Below are 14,298 nucleotides of genomic sequence, written 5' to 3'. Positions count from 1 at the left end.
GTCCCCCATCCACCCCGAGAGGACCTGACCTGTGGACATCGCCCCGGTCATCGACGGCTTCGGCGTCGTGCTGCAGCCGGAGAACCTGCTCTACTGCCTGATCGGCGTCGTCGTCGGCATGCTGGTGGGCGTCCTCCCCGGCCTCGGCCCCGCGGCCACGATCGCCATCCTCCTGCCGCTCACGTTCAACGTGGAGCCGGTCACCGCGATCATCATGCTCGCCGGCATCTTCTACGGCGCGCAGTACGGCGGCACCATCACCTCGGTGCTGCTTCGTCTGCCCGGCGAGGCCAGCTCGGTCGTGACCGTGTTCGACGGCTACGCCCTGGCGCGCCAGGGCAAGGCCGGCACCGCGCTCGGCATCGCCGCCATCGGCTCCTTCGTCGGCGGCACCGTTTCGATCATCGCCCTGACGCTCGTGGCGCCCTTCATCGCCTCGTTCGCCCTCGACTTCGGTCCGCCCGAGTACACGATGCTCGCCCTCCTCGGCATCCTCCTCGTCGCCGCGGTGGGCAACGGCAGCAGGACGAAGGCGTTCGTCGCCGCCGGCATCGGCCTGTTGCTCGCCACGGTCGGGCGCGACGGCTTCACCGGCGCGGAGCGCTTCACGTTCGACTCGCTCTCCATGGCCGACGGCCTCGACTTCGTGCCGATCGCCATGGGCATCTTCGGTCTCGCCGAGATCCTGCACAGCCTGGAGAACCGCGAGAAGCTGGCCAAGCCGCCGGCCAAGGTCTCGAACCCGTGGCCCTCGCGGTCGGACCTCAAGCAGTCGTCGGGGGCCATCGGCCGCGGCTCGGTCATCGGCTTCGTGCTCGGCATCCTGCCGGGCGGCGGCGCGGTGCTCTCCTCGCTGGCGGCCTACGGCCTGGAGAAGAAGCGCTCGCGCACCCCGGAGCGCTTCGGCAAGGGCGCCATCGAGGGCGTCGCCGCTCCGGAGACCGCCAACAACGCGGCCGCCACGTCGTCCTTCATCCCGCTGCTCACGCTCGGCATCCCCGCCAACGCGACGATCGCCGTCATCTTCGGCGCGCTGCTCATCCAGGGCATCACGCCCGGTCCGGGCCTCGTCGAGGACCACCCCGACCTGTTCTGGGGCGTCGTCAACTCGATGTACATCGGCAACCTGCTGCTCCTCATGATGAGCATCCCGCTGGTCGGCCTGTTCGTGAAGATCCTGACGGTGCGGGCCTCGATCATGGCGCCCATCACCGTGCTCATCACCCTGATCGGCGTCTACACCGTCAACAACAACAGCTTCGACATCGTGCTGGTGATCGTGTTCGGCGTGCTCGGCTACCTCATGAAGAAGGCCGGCTTCGAGCCCGGCCCGCTGGTGCTGGCCTTCGTGCTCGGCTCGCTGCTCGAGTCCAACGCCCGGCGCTCGCTGATCCTCTTCGACGGCGACGTCGCCGGGTTCGCCACGCGGCCGATCTCCGGCACCCTGCTGGCCGTCCTCGTCGTCGTGCTCGCCCTCCCGCTGCTCGGCCTGCTGCTGCGACGCGACCGGCGGACCCCGTCCGGGGGCATCGCCCCGGGTGGTGGCCCCACCCCGGGCGGCACCCCCGCTCCCGACGGCACTCCCACCGACCCCGCGCCCGAGGCGCGCTCCAAGGAAGAGGCACCCTCATGACCGTCCTGGTCGGCTACGTCGACACCGCGCCCGGCAACGCGGCCTACACCGCCGCCGTCGAGGAGGCCGCTCGTCGCGGCGAGCCCCTCGTCGTGCTCAACTCCCCGCAGGGCGGCGCGCTCGTCGACCGGGCGCTCGTCGGCGAGGAGCGGCGCGCGGAGCTCGAGGCCGCCGCGACCGCCGCCGGCGTGGCCTTCGAGCTGCGCCAACCCACCCACCACGACGACCTCCCGGGTGCGATCGCCGCGGTGGCCGACGAGGTGGACGCGTCGGTGATCGTCATCGGCATCCGTCGTCGCTCGCCGGTCGGCAAGCTGTTCCTGGGCAGCGACGCCCAGCGGGTGCTGCTCGACGTCGACCGACCGATCCTGGCCGTCAAGCCCCGCGGATGACCGACGGCCTCCTCGCCGCGCTCACCGCCGTGGTCGGGGCACGGGGCGTGCTCGTCCCCGGTGCCGACGACGACCGGATCGCGACGTACGCGACCGACTGGCGGGCGGCGTACGGCGGGGTCCCGGCGCTCGTGGTGCTGCCGCGCTCCACGGGGGAGGTGGCGGGCGTCCTGCGCGCCTGCCACGAGGGGGGCGTCGCGGTGGTGCCGCAGGGCGGCAACACCGGGCTGTGCGGCGGTGCGGTGCCGGACGCCAGCGGGACCCAGGTGGTGCTGGCGACCGAGCGTCTGCGGGCCGTGCGCGCGGTCGACACGGCCAACCGCACGATGACCGTCGAGGCGGGGGTCGTGCTGGCCGACGCCCAGCGCGCGGCCACCGAGGCGGGCCTCCTGCTCCCGCTCACGATGGGGTCACGGGGCCGCTGCACGGTCGGCGGCGTCGTGGCGACGAACGCCGGTGGCACGGGCGTCCTGCGGTACGGCAGCACGCGCGCCCTCGTGCTGGGCCTCGAGGTGGTGCTGCCCGACGGCCGGGTGTGGGACGGCCTGCGCGGGCTGCGCAAGGACAACACGGGCTACGACCTCAAGCAGCTGTTCGTCGGCTCCGAGGGCACGTTGGGGGTGGTGACCGCCGCGGTGCTGGCGCTGCAGCCGGCGGTGCGGCGGCGCATCGGCCTCTGGGTCGGCCTCTCCTCCCTCGCCCAGGCGGTCGCGCTCCTCGGGACGGCCCGGGAGCTGGCGGGGGAGCGGATCACCGCCTTCGAGGTGATGTCGGCGGAGAGCCGCACCATGGTGCTCGACCACGTGCCCGGCACGCGTGACCCGCTCGGCCCGGAGCACCCCTGGTGCTGCCTCGTGGAGCTCGGGGACACGGCGCCGGACGCGGACGTCGAGCGGCTGGCCGAGCAGCTGCTCGTCGCCGCCGCGGAGCGCGGGCACCTGCAGGACGCCGTCGTCGCCACCGGGCCGGGGCTCGACGCGTGCTGGGCGCTGCGGGAGGGCATCTCGGAGGCCCAGGGCCACGCGGGGCCGAGCCTCAAGCACGACGTGGCGCTGCCGATCGGCAGCCTGCCGGCGTACGTCGCGGCCACGTCGGCCGCCCTCGAGGCGGTGCTGCCCGGTGTCCGCGAGGTGACCTACGGGCACGTGGGCGACGGCAACCTCCACCACAACCTGTCGAAGCCGCGCGGCGCCACGGACGAGGAGCTCCTCGCGGCGGCGCCCGCGCTGACGGCGGCGCTCTACGAGCAGGTGGCCGCCTTCGACGGATCGATCAGCGCCGAGCACGGGCTCGGCCAGGCGAAGCGCGACGCGGCGGCAGCGGTGAAGTCGGACGTCGAGGTGGGGCTCATGCGCACGGTGAAGCAGGCGCTCGACCCGCGCGGCCTGCTCAACCCGGGCAAGGTCGTCGTCGCCTGACGTTGGCACTGGCGCTGGCGCTGGAGCTGGAGCTGGCGCGAGGGTGCAGGATGACCTGCATGAGCGAGCAGCCGGACGTGCACGAGGTGGACCTGGTCGTCGTCGGGACCGGGCCGGGCGGCGAGGCGCTCGCCGGTGGCGCGGCGCGCGCCGGGCTCGAGGTCGTCGCCGTCGAGAAGCACCTGGTGGGCGGCGAGTGCCCCTACTACGGCTGCATCCCGTCGAAGATGATGCTCCGCGCCGCCGACGCCCTCGCCGAGGCCCACCGCGCGTCCGAGCTCGCCGGCGACGTCGTGGTGACCCCGTCGTGGGCGCCGGTCGCGCGGCGCATCTCGGAGGAGGCCACGGCCGGCTGGGACGACACCGCGGCCGTGCAGCGCCTCGAGGACGCCGGCGGCCGGCTGGCCCGCGGCGCCGGGCGGCTCGACGGCCCGCGCCGGGTGGTCGTCACCGCCGACGACGGCTCCACCACGACGTACGTCGCTCGGCGCGGTGTCGTGCTCAACCCCGGCACCCGCCCCGCCCTGCCCCCGGTGGAGGGCCTCGCGGACGTGCCCGTGTGGACCAACCGCGACGCCGTGCGCGCCACCGAGGTGCCCGGCCGGCTGGTCGTGCTCGGCGGCGGCCCCATCGGTGTCGAGCTGGCCCAGGTCTTCGCACGGTTCGGCGCGCAGGTCACCGTCGTGCAGCACGGTGACCGCATCCTCGCGGGCGACGAGCCGGAGGCGGCGGCGATCCTCACCGATGCGCTGGTGGCCGACGGGATCCGCGTGCTCACGGGCGTGGAGGCCGAGCACGCGTCGTACGCCGACGGCCAGGTCACCCTCCGCCTCGACACGGGGGAGGAGGTGCGGGGCGACCGCCTGCTCGTGGCGGCGGGACGCACGCCCAACCTCGACGACCTCGGGCTGGAGACCGTCGGCCTCGACCCGTCGGCGCGGGTGCTCGACGTCGACGACCGGCTGCGGGCGCTCGACGCCGACGGCGCCGAGGTCGACGGGCTGTGGGTGATCGGCGACGTGACGGGCAAGGGCGCGTTCACGCACGTGTCGATGTACCAGTCGGGGATCGCCCTGGCGGACGTGCTGGGGGAGGAGGGGCGTCGTGCGCGGTACCACGCCCTCCCGCACACCACGTTCACCGATCCGGAGGTCGCCGCCGCGGGGCTCACGGAGGCCGCGGCGCGCGACGCCGGCCTGCGGGTGCGGGTGGGGTCCACGCCGCTGGAGCAGTCGTCGCGGGGGTTCACCCACGGGCCCGGCGCGACGGGGATCGTCAAGGTCGTCGAGGACGCCGACCGGGGGGTGCTCGTGGGTGCGACCGTCGTCGGGCCCGCCGGCGGCGAGATCCAGGGCTTCCTCACCCTCGCCGTCCACGCCGCGGTCCCGGTCGCGGAGCTGCGCGGGATGATCTACGCCTACCCCACGTTCCACCGGGCCATCGAGAGCGCGCTGGCCGACCTCCACGAGTGACCGCCCCCACTCGCCCCGCACCCATCCGGGTGGGCCGGCCGTGCCGAACCTGTCCGGGTGTCGGTGCCGCCTGCAAGACTCCACGTCGCGCGCCTCGGGAGGGAGAGCCGGTTGATCGAGTTCCGTTCGGTCCGCAAGGAGTACGCCGACGGCACGGTCGCCGTCGGTGACCTGAGCCTCGTCGTCCCCGAGCGCAGCACCACGGTGCTGCTCGGGTCGTCCGGGTGTGGCAAGACGACCCTGCTGCGGATGGTGAACCGCATGGTCGACCCCACGTCGGGCACCGTCCTCGTCGACGGCCGTGACGTGAAGGAGCAGGACCGTGTGCGGCTGCGGCGGTCGATCGGCTACGTGCTGCAGGCCGGCGGGCTCATGCCTCACCGCAGCGTGCTCGACAACGTGGCCACGGTGCCGCGGCTCGAGGGGGCGACCCGGCGGGCCGCCCACGCCCGGGCCGCGGAGCTGCTCGAGGTCGTCGGGCTCGACCCGGCGCTCGGGCGGCGGTATCCGGGGCAGCTCTCGGGCGGCCAGCAGCAGCGCGTTGGCGTGGCCCGTGCCCTGGGGGCGGACCCCGACGTGCTGCTCATGGACGAGCCGTTCGGCGCCGTCGACCCCATCGTGCGCGCCGACCTCCAGGCCGAGCTGCGCCGGCTGCAGGCCGAGCTCGGCAAGACGGTGCTCTTCGTGACCCACGACGTCGACGAGGCGCTGCGGCTCGGCGACGAGGTCGTGGTGCTGCGCGCCGGCGGCGTCGTCGCCCAGCGGGGCACGCCGGGCGAGCTCGTGGCCGCGCCCGCCGACGACTTCGTGGCGGACTTCCTGGGTCTGCGCAGCCGGCAGCGACAGCTGAGCGTGCGGGAGCAGGACGGGCGGCGCCTCGTGGTCGACGCCGACGGCCGGCCGGTCGGTGTGCTCAACGGGTCGCTCGACGGGTCGCTCGACGGGTCGCTCGACGGGGAGGTCCCCGGCGCGTGAAGTGGCTGTCGCAGAACTACCCCCAGGTCGTCGAGCTCTTCCTCACGCACCTGGCGCTCAGCGTGCCGGCGATCGTCGCGAGCTTCCTCATCGCGGTGCCGCTGGGCTGGTCGGCGCAGCACGGTCGGGGCCTGCGCGGGCCGGTGCTGGTCGGGGTGGGCCTGCTCTACGCGATCCCGTCGCTGCCGCTCTTCATCATCGTGCCGGTGCTCATCGGCACGCCGTTGCGCTCCTCGTCGACGATGATCGTGGTGCTGACGGTGTACGGCGTCGCCGTGCTCGTCCGCTCGGCCGCCGACGCGTTCGCCTCCGTGCCCGCCGCGACCCTCGACGCCGCAGCCGCCGTCGGCCACACCCGGTGGTCGTCGTTCTGGCGGGTCGAGCTCCCGCTCGCCGGACCGGTGCTGCTCGCCGGCGTGCGGGTCATCACGGTGAGCACCGTCAGCCTGGTGAGCGTCGGCGCCGTGATCGGCATCCAGAGCCTCGGCACGCTGTTCACCGACGGGTTCCAGCGGGGGATCCGCTTCGAGGTGGTCACCGGGATCGTGCTCATCGTCGCGCTCGCGGTGCTGCTCGACGGTCTCGTCGTGCTGGCCGGCCGGCTGCTCATGCCGTGGACGCGGGGTGGCCGGGCTGGCCGGGGTGGCCGGGCTGGCCGGGTTGGCCGGGGTGGCCGGGGTGCTCGTGTCGTGCGGCGCGGCGATGACGCCCCGGTGCTCGCGGAGCCTCGGCTCGCGGGTGCGGCGCAGGCCGAGGAGGGACCGCGGTGAACCTCTTCGCCGACGCATGGCGCTGGCTCGCGACCGGCAGCAACTGGACGGGTGACGGCGGCGCCGCGACGCGTCTCGTCGAGCACCTCCTCGTCTCCGGCCTCGTGGTCGGGATCGCCGCGATCATCGCCGTACCGCTCGGCGTGCTCGTCGGCCACACCGGCCGCGGACGCACAGTGGTCGTGCTCGCCGCGAGCACGGCGCGCGCCGTCCCGACGCTCGGCCTGCTCACCCTCGTCGCCCTCGCGACGGGCATCGGCCTCACCGGCCCCGTCGTCGCGCTCGTCGTGCTCGCCGTCCCGTCGCTGCTGGCCGGCGCCTACGCGGGTGTCGAGTCCGTCGACCGCGTCACGATCGACGCCGCCCGCGCCGTCGGCATGACGGAGGCACAGATCGTGCGCCGCGTCGAGCTGCCGCTCGCGGCTCCGCTGCTGGTCGGCGGCCTGCGCAGCGCGACGCTGCAGGTCGTGGCCACGTCGACGCTCGCGGCGTACACCGCCGACGTCGGCCTCGGCCGGCTCCTCTTCGCGGGGTTGAAGGCGCGGGAGTACGACGTCATGCTCGCCTCCGCGCTCCTCGTCGTCGCCCTCGCACTCGTGCTCGAGGGCGTGCTCGCCCTCCTGCAGCACCTCGTCACCCCGCGCACCACCGCCCGCGCGGGGAATGCGCACCCGATCTCCACCGTTCCCGAGCAGAGCCCCACCGAGAGGACGTCATGACCCCCACCCTGCGCCGCCGCCTGAGCGCGGCCCTCGCCCTCGTCCCCGCCCTGGCGCTCGCCTCGGCGTGCGGCGGCGGCGACGACTCCGACCCGCTGTCCGCCGGAGGCGGTGACGGCGACACGATCGTCGTCGGGTCCCAGGACTACTACTCCAACGAGATCATCGCCGAGATCTACGCGCAGGCGCTGGAGGACGGCGGCTACGACGTCACCCGCGACTTCCGCAACGGGCAGCGCGAGACCTACCTCCCCGAGATCGAGGAGGGCAACATCGACCTCTTCCCCGAGTACACCGGCCCGGTGCTGCAGTACTGGGAGCCCGACACCGAGGCGCGCCTCGCCGACGACGTCTACGCCGCGCTCGAGGAGGCCGTGCCCGACGGGCTCCGCGTGCTCGACCAGTCCGACGCGACCGACCAGGACGCCTACGTGGTGACGCGGGAGTTCTCGGAGGAGTACGGAGTGACCTCCGCCGCCGACCTCGCCGACGTCCCCGTGCCGCTCACCCTCGGCGCGAACTCCGAGGCCGAGACCCGTCCCAACGGCCCGCAGGGGCTGTCGGGCACCTACGGCGTCGACGTGGACTTCGCCCCCATCGAGGACGGCGGCGGCCCCCTCACTGTGCAAGCGCTGAAGGACGACGACATCCAGATCGCGATCATCTACACCGCGACGCCGTCGATCGCGCAGGAGGACCTCGTCGTGCTCGACGACCCCGAGGGCCTCTTCCTCGCGTCCAACGTCGTCCCGCTCGCCAGCGACAACGTCGACGACGAGGCGGCCGCGATCATCAACGAGGTCAACGCCAAGCTGACCGCCGACGGTCTGCGTGAGCTCAACGTGCAGAGCGTCGAGGACCAGTCGCCGGCGTCGACGATCGCCAAGGAGTGGCTCGAGGAGCAGGGCCTGGTCTGACGTCCGGTCCCGGACCCGTCGCAGGTCCGGGCCTCGTCGATCGACGGGGTGGAGCTGCCCGCGCCGCGGGTGGTTCCACCCCGTTCGTCGTCCCGGGTGTCACCCGCGGCTCACTCGCGGCGGGTGAAGCGGAGCTTGCCGGTGCCGAGTCGTTCGACGAGGTAGAGCGGGTCGTGGATCTGCTGGTGGTGTTGGTCGCAGAGGAGGCAGCCGTCGTCGACGTTGGTGTGGTCGCCGGCTGACCATGGGGTGAGGTGGTGGGCGTGGGTCTGGTGGGGTGGACGGTTGCAGCCCTCGGCGACGCAGCCACCGTCGCGGATGGCCATCGCGGTGCGCATGGCTCGGGTGTGGAAGCGGGCGGTGCGGCCGAGGTCGAGGACCTCGGACGTGGTGCCGAGGACGGCGGGGATGATCCCGGCCTCGCAGGCGAGGCGTCGCGCCTCAGAGGCACTGATCTGGCCGCCGGTGTCGAGGGAGGCCGATGCGAGTCCGCCGAGGAGCGACTCCAGCGTCATGGTGACGACGACGGTGGCTCCGGTTCCGCCTGTGGTGGGCAGGTCTTTCTGGTCGAGCATCTCGAGCAGCTCTTGGAAGGCCTGTCCGTAGCGTTCCGGCGTCGGCCGTCCTGCCTGGAAGCGCTGGTCGGGGTCGTCGTTGGTGTTGAGGTGCTTCGGTGCGGCGTAGGCGTCGAGTGCTTTGCGGAGCATCGCGCCGTGGAGCTCGGGCAGCGTGAAGCGTCCGTGGACCTTGCCGTGGCCGTCGGAGACCATGCTGAGCCGGGAGGCCGCGCGGGCCTCGCGTTCCTCCCGTTCGAGCAGCGCGGCCTCGTGTGCTTCGCCGATGTCGGGGGCGATGACGGTGAGGATCTTCTTGCCCAGGGCTCGGAGGGCGCGGGCGTCGTGGTCGGCGGCGAACCCGACCAGCGTCTCCTCGGCCTGCAGCCGCAGCTCGGCCGGTAGTTCGTCGGGGAGTGCGTCGAGGGCCTTGATGATGACGTCGGCCTGTTCGGTGTTGACCGCTCCGGCCTCGCAGGCTGGGGCGAGGTGGGTGGCACAGCGGCCCGCCGTGGCCTCGCCGATGCGGGCCAGACGGTAGGCGTCGCGCCGGGTCGTGGCGGTCGCGTTGGCCAGCCAGACCGCGGCCGTGGAGGCGCCGTTCGTCTGGTGGAGCTCGACCGCCTCGGCGTGCTGCACCAACACGGCCACCAGCGCCGACGCGCGCGCGGCGAGCCGGTGCGCGTCGACCAGGGCGATCCCGGTCTGCGGCGCACTCAGCCACCCAAGCCCGGTCCGCCCATCGTCCGCGAGAACGGCCGTGGCCACCCGGATCGCCTCCAAGACCGGATGCCCCACATCGACCGCACCCGCACCCGCACCGGGACTCGAGGCGACGCCCGGCACCACCCACCCAGGCTCAGGCTCCGCGGTCGGCTCGGGCGCGTCGTACTGGCTCTCGCGATCGACGATCCGGCACCCGCGCGTCGCCTCGACCGGCCACTCACCCGTGGTGAACGCGTGCTCCAACCAGTCCGGCACCGGCTCGTCGACCAGGAACTCGGCAGGCGGCTCCGGACCGGTGGCCCGAAGCCACCGGCGTCGCCCGTTGAGCTGACCCCCGTCATGCCGCCCACTCAACCCGAGCCCACCGACAGTTCTGTGAGACATCGGACGAGTCGCCGCACCGGGCTGTGGACAACGTCGCGCTGGGGCCGCGCCCCGACGGTCGTCGACGGCTTCCCCAACTCGGCCCGGGTCGCCGCGAGCGCTGGTTCTGAGCGTGGGGCCAAGACTGTGCGGCTGGTGCGGGCTGGGCCGCGTCGGGGTTGCCCCAGTCGCACATTTCGCGTGGCGGTGTGGCCTGGGTCGGCCTGGCTTCGCTCGCCCCCGCCGCGCCGTACAACCCAACTCGACGCCCCCGCCGCGCCGTACAACCCAACTCGACGCCCCCGCCGCGCCGTACAACCCAACTCGACGCGCACGGCGAACGATGACCCTCAGTGGGGGACGGGGCAGCCGCCGGGGCGGGCGGGGAAGGTGCCGAGGTCGGCGAGGTCGAAGCCGCCGGGGTAGCTGCGGATCCGCGGCAGGTCGCGCGCGAGCTGCGGCCGGCGCCGCGGGGGCAGGGCCCGCAGCACGCGCGCCCGCGCCCGGAGCGCCGCCCGCGCGCCGTGACGCACGACGGGGCCGGGGTCGTCGTAGCCCAGCGCCGTGCGCAGCGGCTCGTCGAGCATCCCGATCACGAAGCGCCGCACGCCGCCGGCGAGGGGGCGCGGGTAGAACGTCGTCGCCAGCTCGACGAGCGCGTCCGCCACGCGCCGCGAGCCGGGGGAGGGGGCGAAGTGCTCGGCCTCGTAGGAGTCCATGAGGTCGGCGAACTCGTCGTACGTCGCGGGCACGGCGCGGATCGCCATGTGGCGCCCGAGGGCGCGGTAGTAGTTGACGCTCGCCCGCAGCTCGACGTCGGAGAGCGGGCGGCGGCCGACGTCGTCGATCCACCGTTTCGGCACGACGACGAACGTCGACAGCACGTAGCGCATGTCGTCGTTGCTGATGTCGTAGGCGCGGTGCATCTGGTTGATCCGCCGCACCGCCGTGCGGCCCTCGGGACTGTCGAAGCCGTGCACGAGGGGCGCGTCGAGCAGGAGCACCGTGTCGTCGTAGCGCTGCTGGCGGCGGTCGGTGAACTCGCCCGTGGCGTCGAGCAGCTCGCCGATGCTGGGCACCGCGTAGGTGCGGAACAGGGCGAAGCTGAGCGCCTGCACCATGTCCCACCAGAACTCGGTCTGGCTGAGGTCGCGGTAGATCTCGACGTACGCCGTCTCGGGGTCCATCGTGTCGTGCCGCCGCTGCCAGTAGTGCCTGTCCATGACGCCTCGCTCCTCCGCCGCCGGTTCCATAAGTGAGGTTATGGCACGCGACGGCGGAGGGGAAGAGGGCGTCAGATGCGGCGGAAGAGGGCGGCGAGGGCCTGGCCGCCGCCGATGCACATGGTGACGATGCCGAGCTCCTTGTCGGAGCGGTGGAGCTCCTTGGCCACGCGCAGCGAGAGGATCGCGCCGGTCGCGCCGACGGGGTGGCCGAGCGCGATGGCGCCGCCGTAGGGGTTGACCTTGGCGGGGTCGAGCTTCGCGTCGCGGATGACGGCGACGGCTTGGGCGGCGAAGGCCTCGTTGCACTCGACGACGTCGATGTCGCCGGGGGTGGTGCCGGTCTTCTCGAACAGCGCCTTGAGGGCGAGCACGGGCGCATAGCCCATGAGCTCGGGCTCCATCGCGCCGGTGGTGACGGCCTCCAGGCTCACCAGCCCGGTGAGGCCCCGCTCCGCGACGGCCCGCTCGGAGGCGAGCACGACGGCGGCGGCGCCGTCGTTGATGCCCGAGGCGTTGCCGGCGGTGACGGTGCCGTCCTTCGTGAACGCCGGGCGGAGCCCGGCGAGGGTCTCCAGGGTGGTGGCGGGCTTGGGGTGCTCGTCGGTCTCGACGGTGAACGGGCGACGCCCGCCGACCTCGACGGCGACGATCTCCTCGGCGAACGCGGCCTTCGCGGCGTCGGTGGCGGCGCGGCGCTGGGACTCGAGTGCGAACTCGTCCTGCTCGGCGCGGGAGACGCCGTACTTGGCGGCGACGTTCTCGGCGGTGACGCCCATGTGGATGCCGCCGAAGGGGTCGGTGAGCATCATGACGGTGCCGTCGACGAGCTCGCGGCTGCCGAGCTTGTAGCCGTTGCGGGCGCCGAAGTCGTAGAACGGCATGCGGGTCATCGACTCGTCCCCGCCGGCCACGGTGAGGTCGAGGTCGTTCCAGCGCATCTCCATCGCGGCGGACCAGATGGCCTGCAGGCCGGAGCCGCAGAGCCGGTTGACGGTGTAGGCCGGGACGTTCTTCGGCAGGCCCGCGGTGACCGCGACCCGGCGGGCGTTGTAGGCGTCCGGGCCGACCTGGCCGATGCAGCCCATGACGACTTCCTGCACGTCCCCGCCGTCCACGCCGGCCCGCTGCAGCGCGGCGGTGGTCGCCTGCGCGCCGAGCTCGTGGGCCGGGACGTCCTTGAACACGCCGCCGAAGCTGCCGACCGGGGTGCGCGCACCGTCGACGAGGACGATCTTCTGGGAATCAATGCTCATGGATCAGAGGATAGGGTCACTGCCCGTTCTGGCTCGCGTCGCGGTCGTCCAGGGCGATCTGCAGGCTCACCGGGTCGGTGGCCCCGCTGCGCGCGGTGACAGCGAGGTCGACGGGGCCAGCGTCGGTCGTCTGCGTGCAGTAGACGCGGATCCCCAGCTCGAGGTCGAGGTCGTCGAGGCAGGTCACCTCGCCCGTGCTGCCCTCGTCCGTCAGCTCCTGCGTCACCAGCGGCGTGAGCTGCGTGGTCGTCAGGTAGGTGCGCGTCGGGTCGACGCGGAACTCCACCTCGGTGCCGTCGACGGCCGACACCACGACGTCGGCGTCCTGGGTGCGGTCGCCGAGCACGTAGGTGCACGTCGTGCGGGCGTCCACCTCGGGCTCGAGCCCGCCGCACGAGATCGGCGAGGGCGGGGCGGCCGCCGACCGGCCGATCTGCTCGGCCACCGCGTCCGCGACCTGGGCCGCGGTGAAGTCGGGGATCTCGTCGCTGCAGCCGGCGAGCAGGGCGAGCCCCGCCAGCGTGGTGACCGTCCCGGCGATCCGTCGACGCATCAGCTCCCTCTCCCGCGACCTCTCCCGCGACCCCTCCCGGGCCCCTGGGGGTGCCGATGAGGGCGACCCTCTCACGCGCGGGCGTGCTCCGTGACGACGACACCGGAGGAGTAGGGCGTGACCCGCGTCCGTCGCAGGTGGCGCGGCGCGTACGGCCCGGCGAACAGGCTGGGTCCCGCGCCGAGGACGAGCGGGTTCACCTTGAGCACGAGGTGGTCGATCTCGTCCGCGAGCGCCGCGGCGAGCACCCCGCCCCCGCAGAGCCAGATCCCGCTCCCGTCCTCCTCCTTGAGCCGCCGTACGACGCGGACCGGGTCCTCCCCGGTGACCGTCACGCCCGGCGCGGCGTCGGCCGCGGTGCGCGAGCGCGAGAAGACGACCTGGCGCAGGTGGGGGTACGGGTCCCGGGTCTGGGCGAAGCCCGCGGCGTACGTGGTCCAGCCCATGAGCACCGTGTCGAAGCGGGAGCGGTCGGCCTCGAGGCCGAGGGCCTCGAGCGCGGCGCCGGGGAGCGTGTCGCGGTAGTCGCGCACGATCATCGCGACGTGGTCGCCCTCGACGGGGAAGGCCGAGTAGTCGTCGCCGGGCCCGGCGATCCGCCCGTCGAGGGAGACGGCGGCGACGTAGGTGAGGGTGCGCACGGGGACCTCCGAGATGTACGACGGGTGTAGTGGTCGAGAGGAAACTACTACATCTGTCGTGGTCGGGCTAGGCTGCGGCCGTGGCACGCAACGAGGAGCGGCGCGCCCGGCTCGCCGACGCGGCGATCGGGGTGCTCGCCGACGAGGGGTCGCGGGGGCTCACCCACCGCGCGGTCGACCGACGGGCCGGGGAGCCCGCGGGCACGACGTCCAACTACTTCCGCTCGCGGGGCGACCTGCTCGCCGGCGTCGTCGCGCGCATCGGCGAGCGCATCGCGCCCGACCCCGCCGTGGTCGACCGGCTGCGGTCGGCGCCCCCCGGCCGGGCGTCGTACGCGGCACACCTGCGGTACGTCGTCGCGCGCATGACCGCCTCGCGGGAGGTCGCGCTGGCGTGGTTCGAGATGCGCCTGGAGTCCGCGCGGCGACCCGAGGTGGCGGCGCTCATGGCCGCCACGCTGACCGCGGGGTTCGCGGCCGACGTCGCCTACAACGCCGCGGCCGGGCTCCCCGGTGGGGCCGCCGAGATCGCCCTCCTCCACTACGCGGTCGACGGTCTCCTGCTCGACCGCCTCACGGTGTCGATCGACCCCGACACGCCCACCGACGCCGTCGTCGAGGCGCTGGTGGAGGGGCTGCTGCCGGAGCGCTGAGCGCGGATGTTCACGGACTCGTCGCCGCCCGGT

The 14,298-nt window shown here is 73.6% G+C and carries 14 protein-coding genes; 9 read left to right on the top strand and 5 right to left on the bottom strand.

What is annotated here, in order from left to right:
* Positions 1–31: 31 nt before the first annotated feature.
* The 8 genes from PIR53_12340 (at position 32) to PIR53_12305 (ending at position 8,296) form a co-directional block, all read left to right on the top strand.
* Positions 32–1,633 (top strand): tripartite tricarboxylate transporter permease, encoded by a 1,602-nt coding sequence (locus PIR53_12340; protein WZH50812.1) that lies wholly within the window; start codon positions 32–34, stop codon positions 1,631–1,633.
* The gene (locus tag PIR53_12335; protein WZH50811.1) at positions 1,630–2,025 is read left to right on the top strand and encodes a universal stress protein; all 396 of its coding nucleotides are present in this window, start codon (positions 1,630–1,632) and stop codon (positions 2,023–2,025) included. Before PIR53_12340 ends, PIR53_12335 begins: the two co-directional genes overlap by 4 nt.
* Positions 2,022–3,443, top strand: coding sequence for an FAD-binding oxidoreductase (locus tag PIR53_12330; GenBank protein ID WZH50810.1), 1,422 nt, complete (start codon positions 2,022–2,024; stop codon positions 3,441–3,443). The genes PIR53_12335 and PIR53_12330 overlap by 4 nt, the downstream gene beginning before the upstream one ends.
* A gap of 59 nt (positions 3,444–3,502) precedes the next feature.
* Positions 3,503–4,915 (top strand): NAD(P)/FAD-dependent oxidoreductase, encoded by a 1,413-nt coding sequence (locus PIR53_12325; protein ID WZH50809.1) that lies wholly within the window; start codon positions 3,503–3,505, stop codon positions 4,913–4,915.
* A gap of 111 nt (positions 4,916–5,026) precedes the next feature.
* Entirely contained in the window at positions 5,027–5,890 is an 864-nt protein-coding gene (locus PIR53_12320; GenBank protein ID WZH50808.1) for an ATP-binding cassette domain-containing protein, read from the top strand.
* Entirely contained in the window at positions 5,887–6,660 is a 774-nt protein-coding gene (locus PIR53_12315; protein WZH50807.1) for an ABC transporter permease subunit, read from the top strand. The genes PIR53_12320 and PIR53_12315 overlap by 4 nt, the downstream gene beginning before the upstream one ends.
* The gene (locus PIR53_12310) at positions 6,657–7,379 is read left to right on the top strand and encodes an ABC transporter permease subunit (GenBank protein WZH50806.1); all 723 of its coding nucleotides are present in this window, start codon (positions 6,657–6,659) and stop codon (positions 7,377–7,379) included. Before PIR53_12315 ends, PIR53_12310 begins: the two co-directional genes overlap by 4 nt.
* Complete coding sequence (locus PIR53_12305; GenBank protein WZH50805.1) at positions 7,376–8,296, top strand: ABC transporter substrate-binding protein; 921 nt, start codon at positions 7,376–7,378, stop codon at positions 8,294–8,296. Before PIR53_12310 ends, PIR53_12305 begins: the two co-directional genes overlap by 4 nt.
* A 110-nt stretch (positions 8,297–8,406) precedes the next feature.
* Here PIR53_12305 and PIR53_12300 read toward each other — a convergent pair whose 3' ends face one another.
* From PIR53_12300 to PIR53_12280, 5 genes are all read right to left on the bottom strand, one after another.
* A complete protein-coding gene (locus tag PIR53_12300; protein WZH50804.1) occupies positions 8,407–9,618 on the bottom strand; it encodes a DUF222 domain-containing protein in 1,212 nt (403 codons plus the stop codon).
* 671 nt (positions 9,619–10,289) lie between these two features.
* The gene (locus tag PIR53_12295) at positions 10,290–11,162 is read right to left on the bottom strand and encodes an oxygenase MpaB family protein (GenBank protein WZH50803.1); all 873 of its coding nucleotides are present in this window, start codon (positions 11,160–11,162) and stop codon (positions 10,290–10,292) included.
* A 71-nt stretch (positions 11,163–11,233) separates the two neighbouring features.
* Entirely contained in the window at positions 11,234–12,418 is a 1,185-nt protein-coding gene (locus PIR53_12290) for a thiolase family protein (GenBank protein ID WZH50802.1), read from the bottom strand.
* Between the two features lie 16 nt (positions 12,419–12,434).
* Positions 12,435–12,971, bottom strand: a complete 537-nt coding sequence (locus PIR53_12285) for a DUF4333 domain-containing protein (protein WZH50801.1) — start codon at positions 12,969–12,971, stop codon at positions 12,435–12,437.
* A 71-nt stretch (positions 12,972–13,042) separates the two neighbouring features.
* Positions 13,043–13,612, bottom strand: coding sequence for a dihydrofolate reductase family protein (locus tag PIR53_12280; GenBank protein ID WZH50800.1), 570 nt, complete (start codon positions 13,610–13,612; stop codon positions 13,043–13,045).
* An 80-nt stretch (positions 13,613–13,692) separates the two neighbouring features.
* Between PIR53_12280 and PIR53_12275 the strand changes: the two genes are divergently transcribed.
* Positions 13,693–14,265, top strand: coding sequence for a TetR/AcrR family transcriptional regulator (locus PIR53_12275; GenBank protein ID WZH50799.1), 573 nt, complete (start codon positions 13,693–13,695; stop codon positions 14,263–14,265).
* Positions 14,266–14,298 lie beyond the last annotated feature (33 nt).

The organism is Nocardioides alkalitolerans (assembly GCA_038184435.1).
GTDB lineage: Bacteria > Actinomycetota > Actinomycetes > Propionibacteriales > Nocardioidaceae > Nocardioides > Nocardioides alkalitolerans_A.
Note: the sequence above shows the minus strand (reverse complement) of the source record. Positions and strands in the feature narration are given on the sequence as shown.

What these genes read in the sequence shown, in the direction of transcription:
- PIR53_12305 (WZH50805.1), top strand. Translation starts at nt 7,376, where the DNA reads ATGACCCCCACCCTGCGCCGCCGCCTGAGCGCGGCCCTCGCCCTCGTC.
- PIR53_12290 (WZH50802.1), bottom strand. Translation starts at nt 12,418, where the DNA reads ATGAGCATTGATTCCCAGAAGATCGTCCTCGTCGACGGTGCGCGCACC.
- PIR53_12285 (WZH50801.1), bottom strand. Translation starts at nt 12,971, where the DNA reads ATGCGTCGACGGATCGCCGGGACGGTCACCACGCTGGCGGGGCTCGCC.
- PIR53_12335 (WZH50811.1), top strand. Translation starts at nt 1,630, where the DNA reads ATGACCGTCCTGGTCGGCTACGTCGACACCGCGCCCGGCAACGCGGCC.
- PIR53_12325 (WZH50809.1), top strand. Translation starts at nt 3,503, where the DNA reads ATGAGCGAGCAGCCGGACGTGCACGAGGTGGACCTGGTCGTCGTCGGG.
- PIR53_12295 (WZH50803.1), bottom strand. Translation starts at nt 11,162, where the DNA reads ATGGACAGGCACTACTGGCAGCGGCGGCACGACACGATGGACCCCGAG.
- PIR53_12330 (WZH50810.1), top strand. Translation starts at nt 2,022, where the DNA reads ATGACCGACGGCCTCCTCGCCGCGCTCACCGCCGTGGTCGGGGCACGG.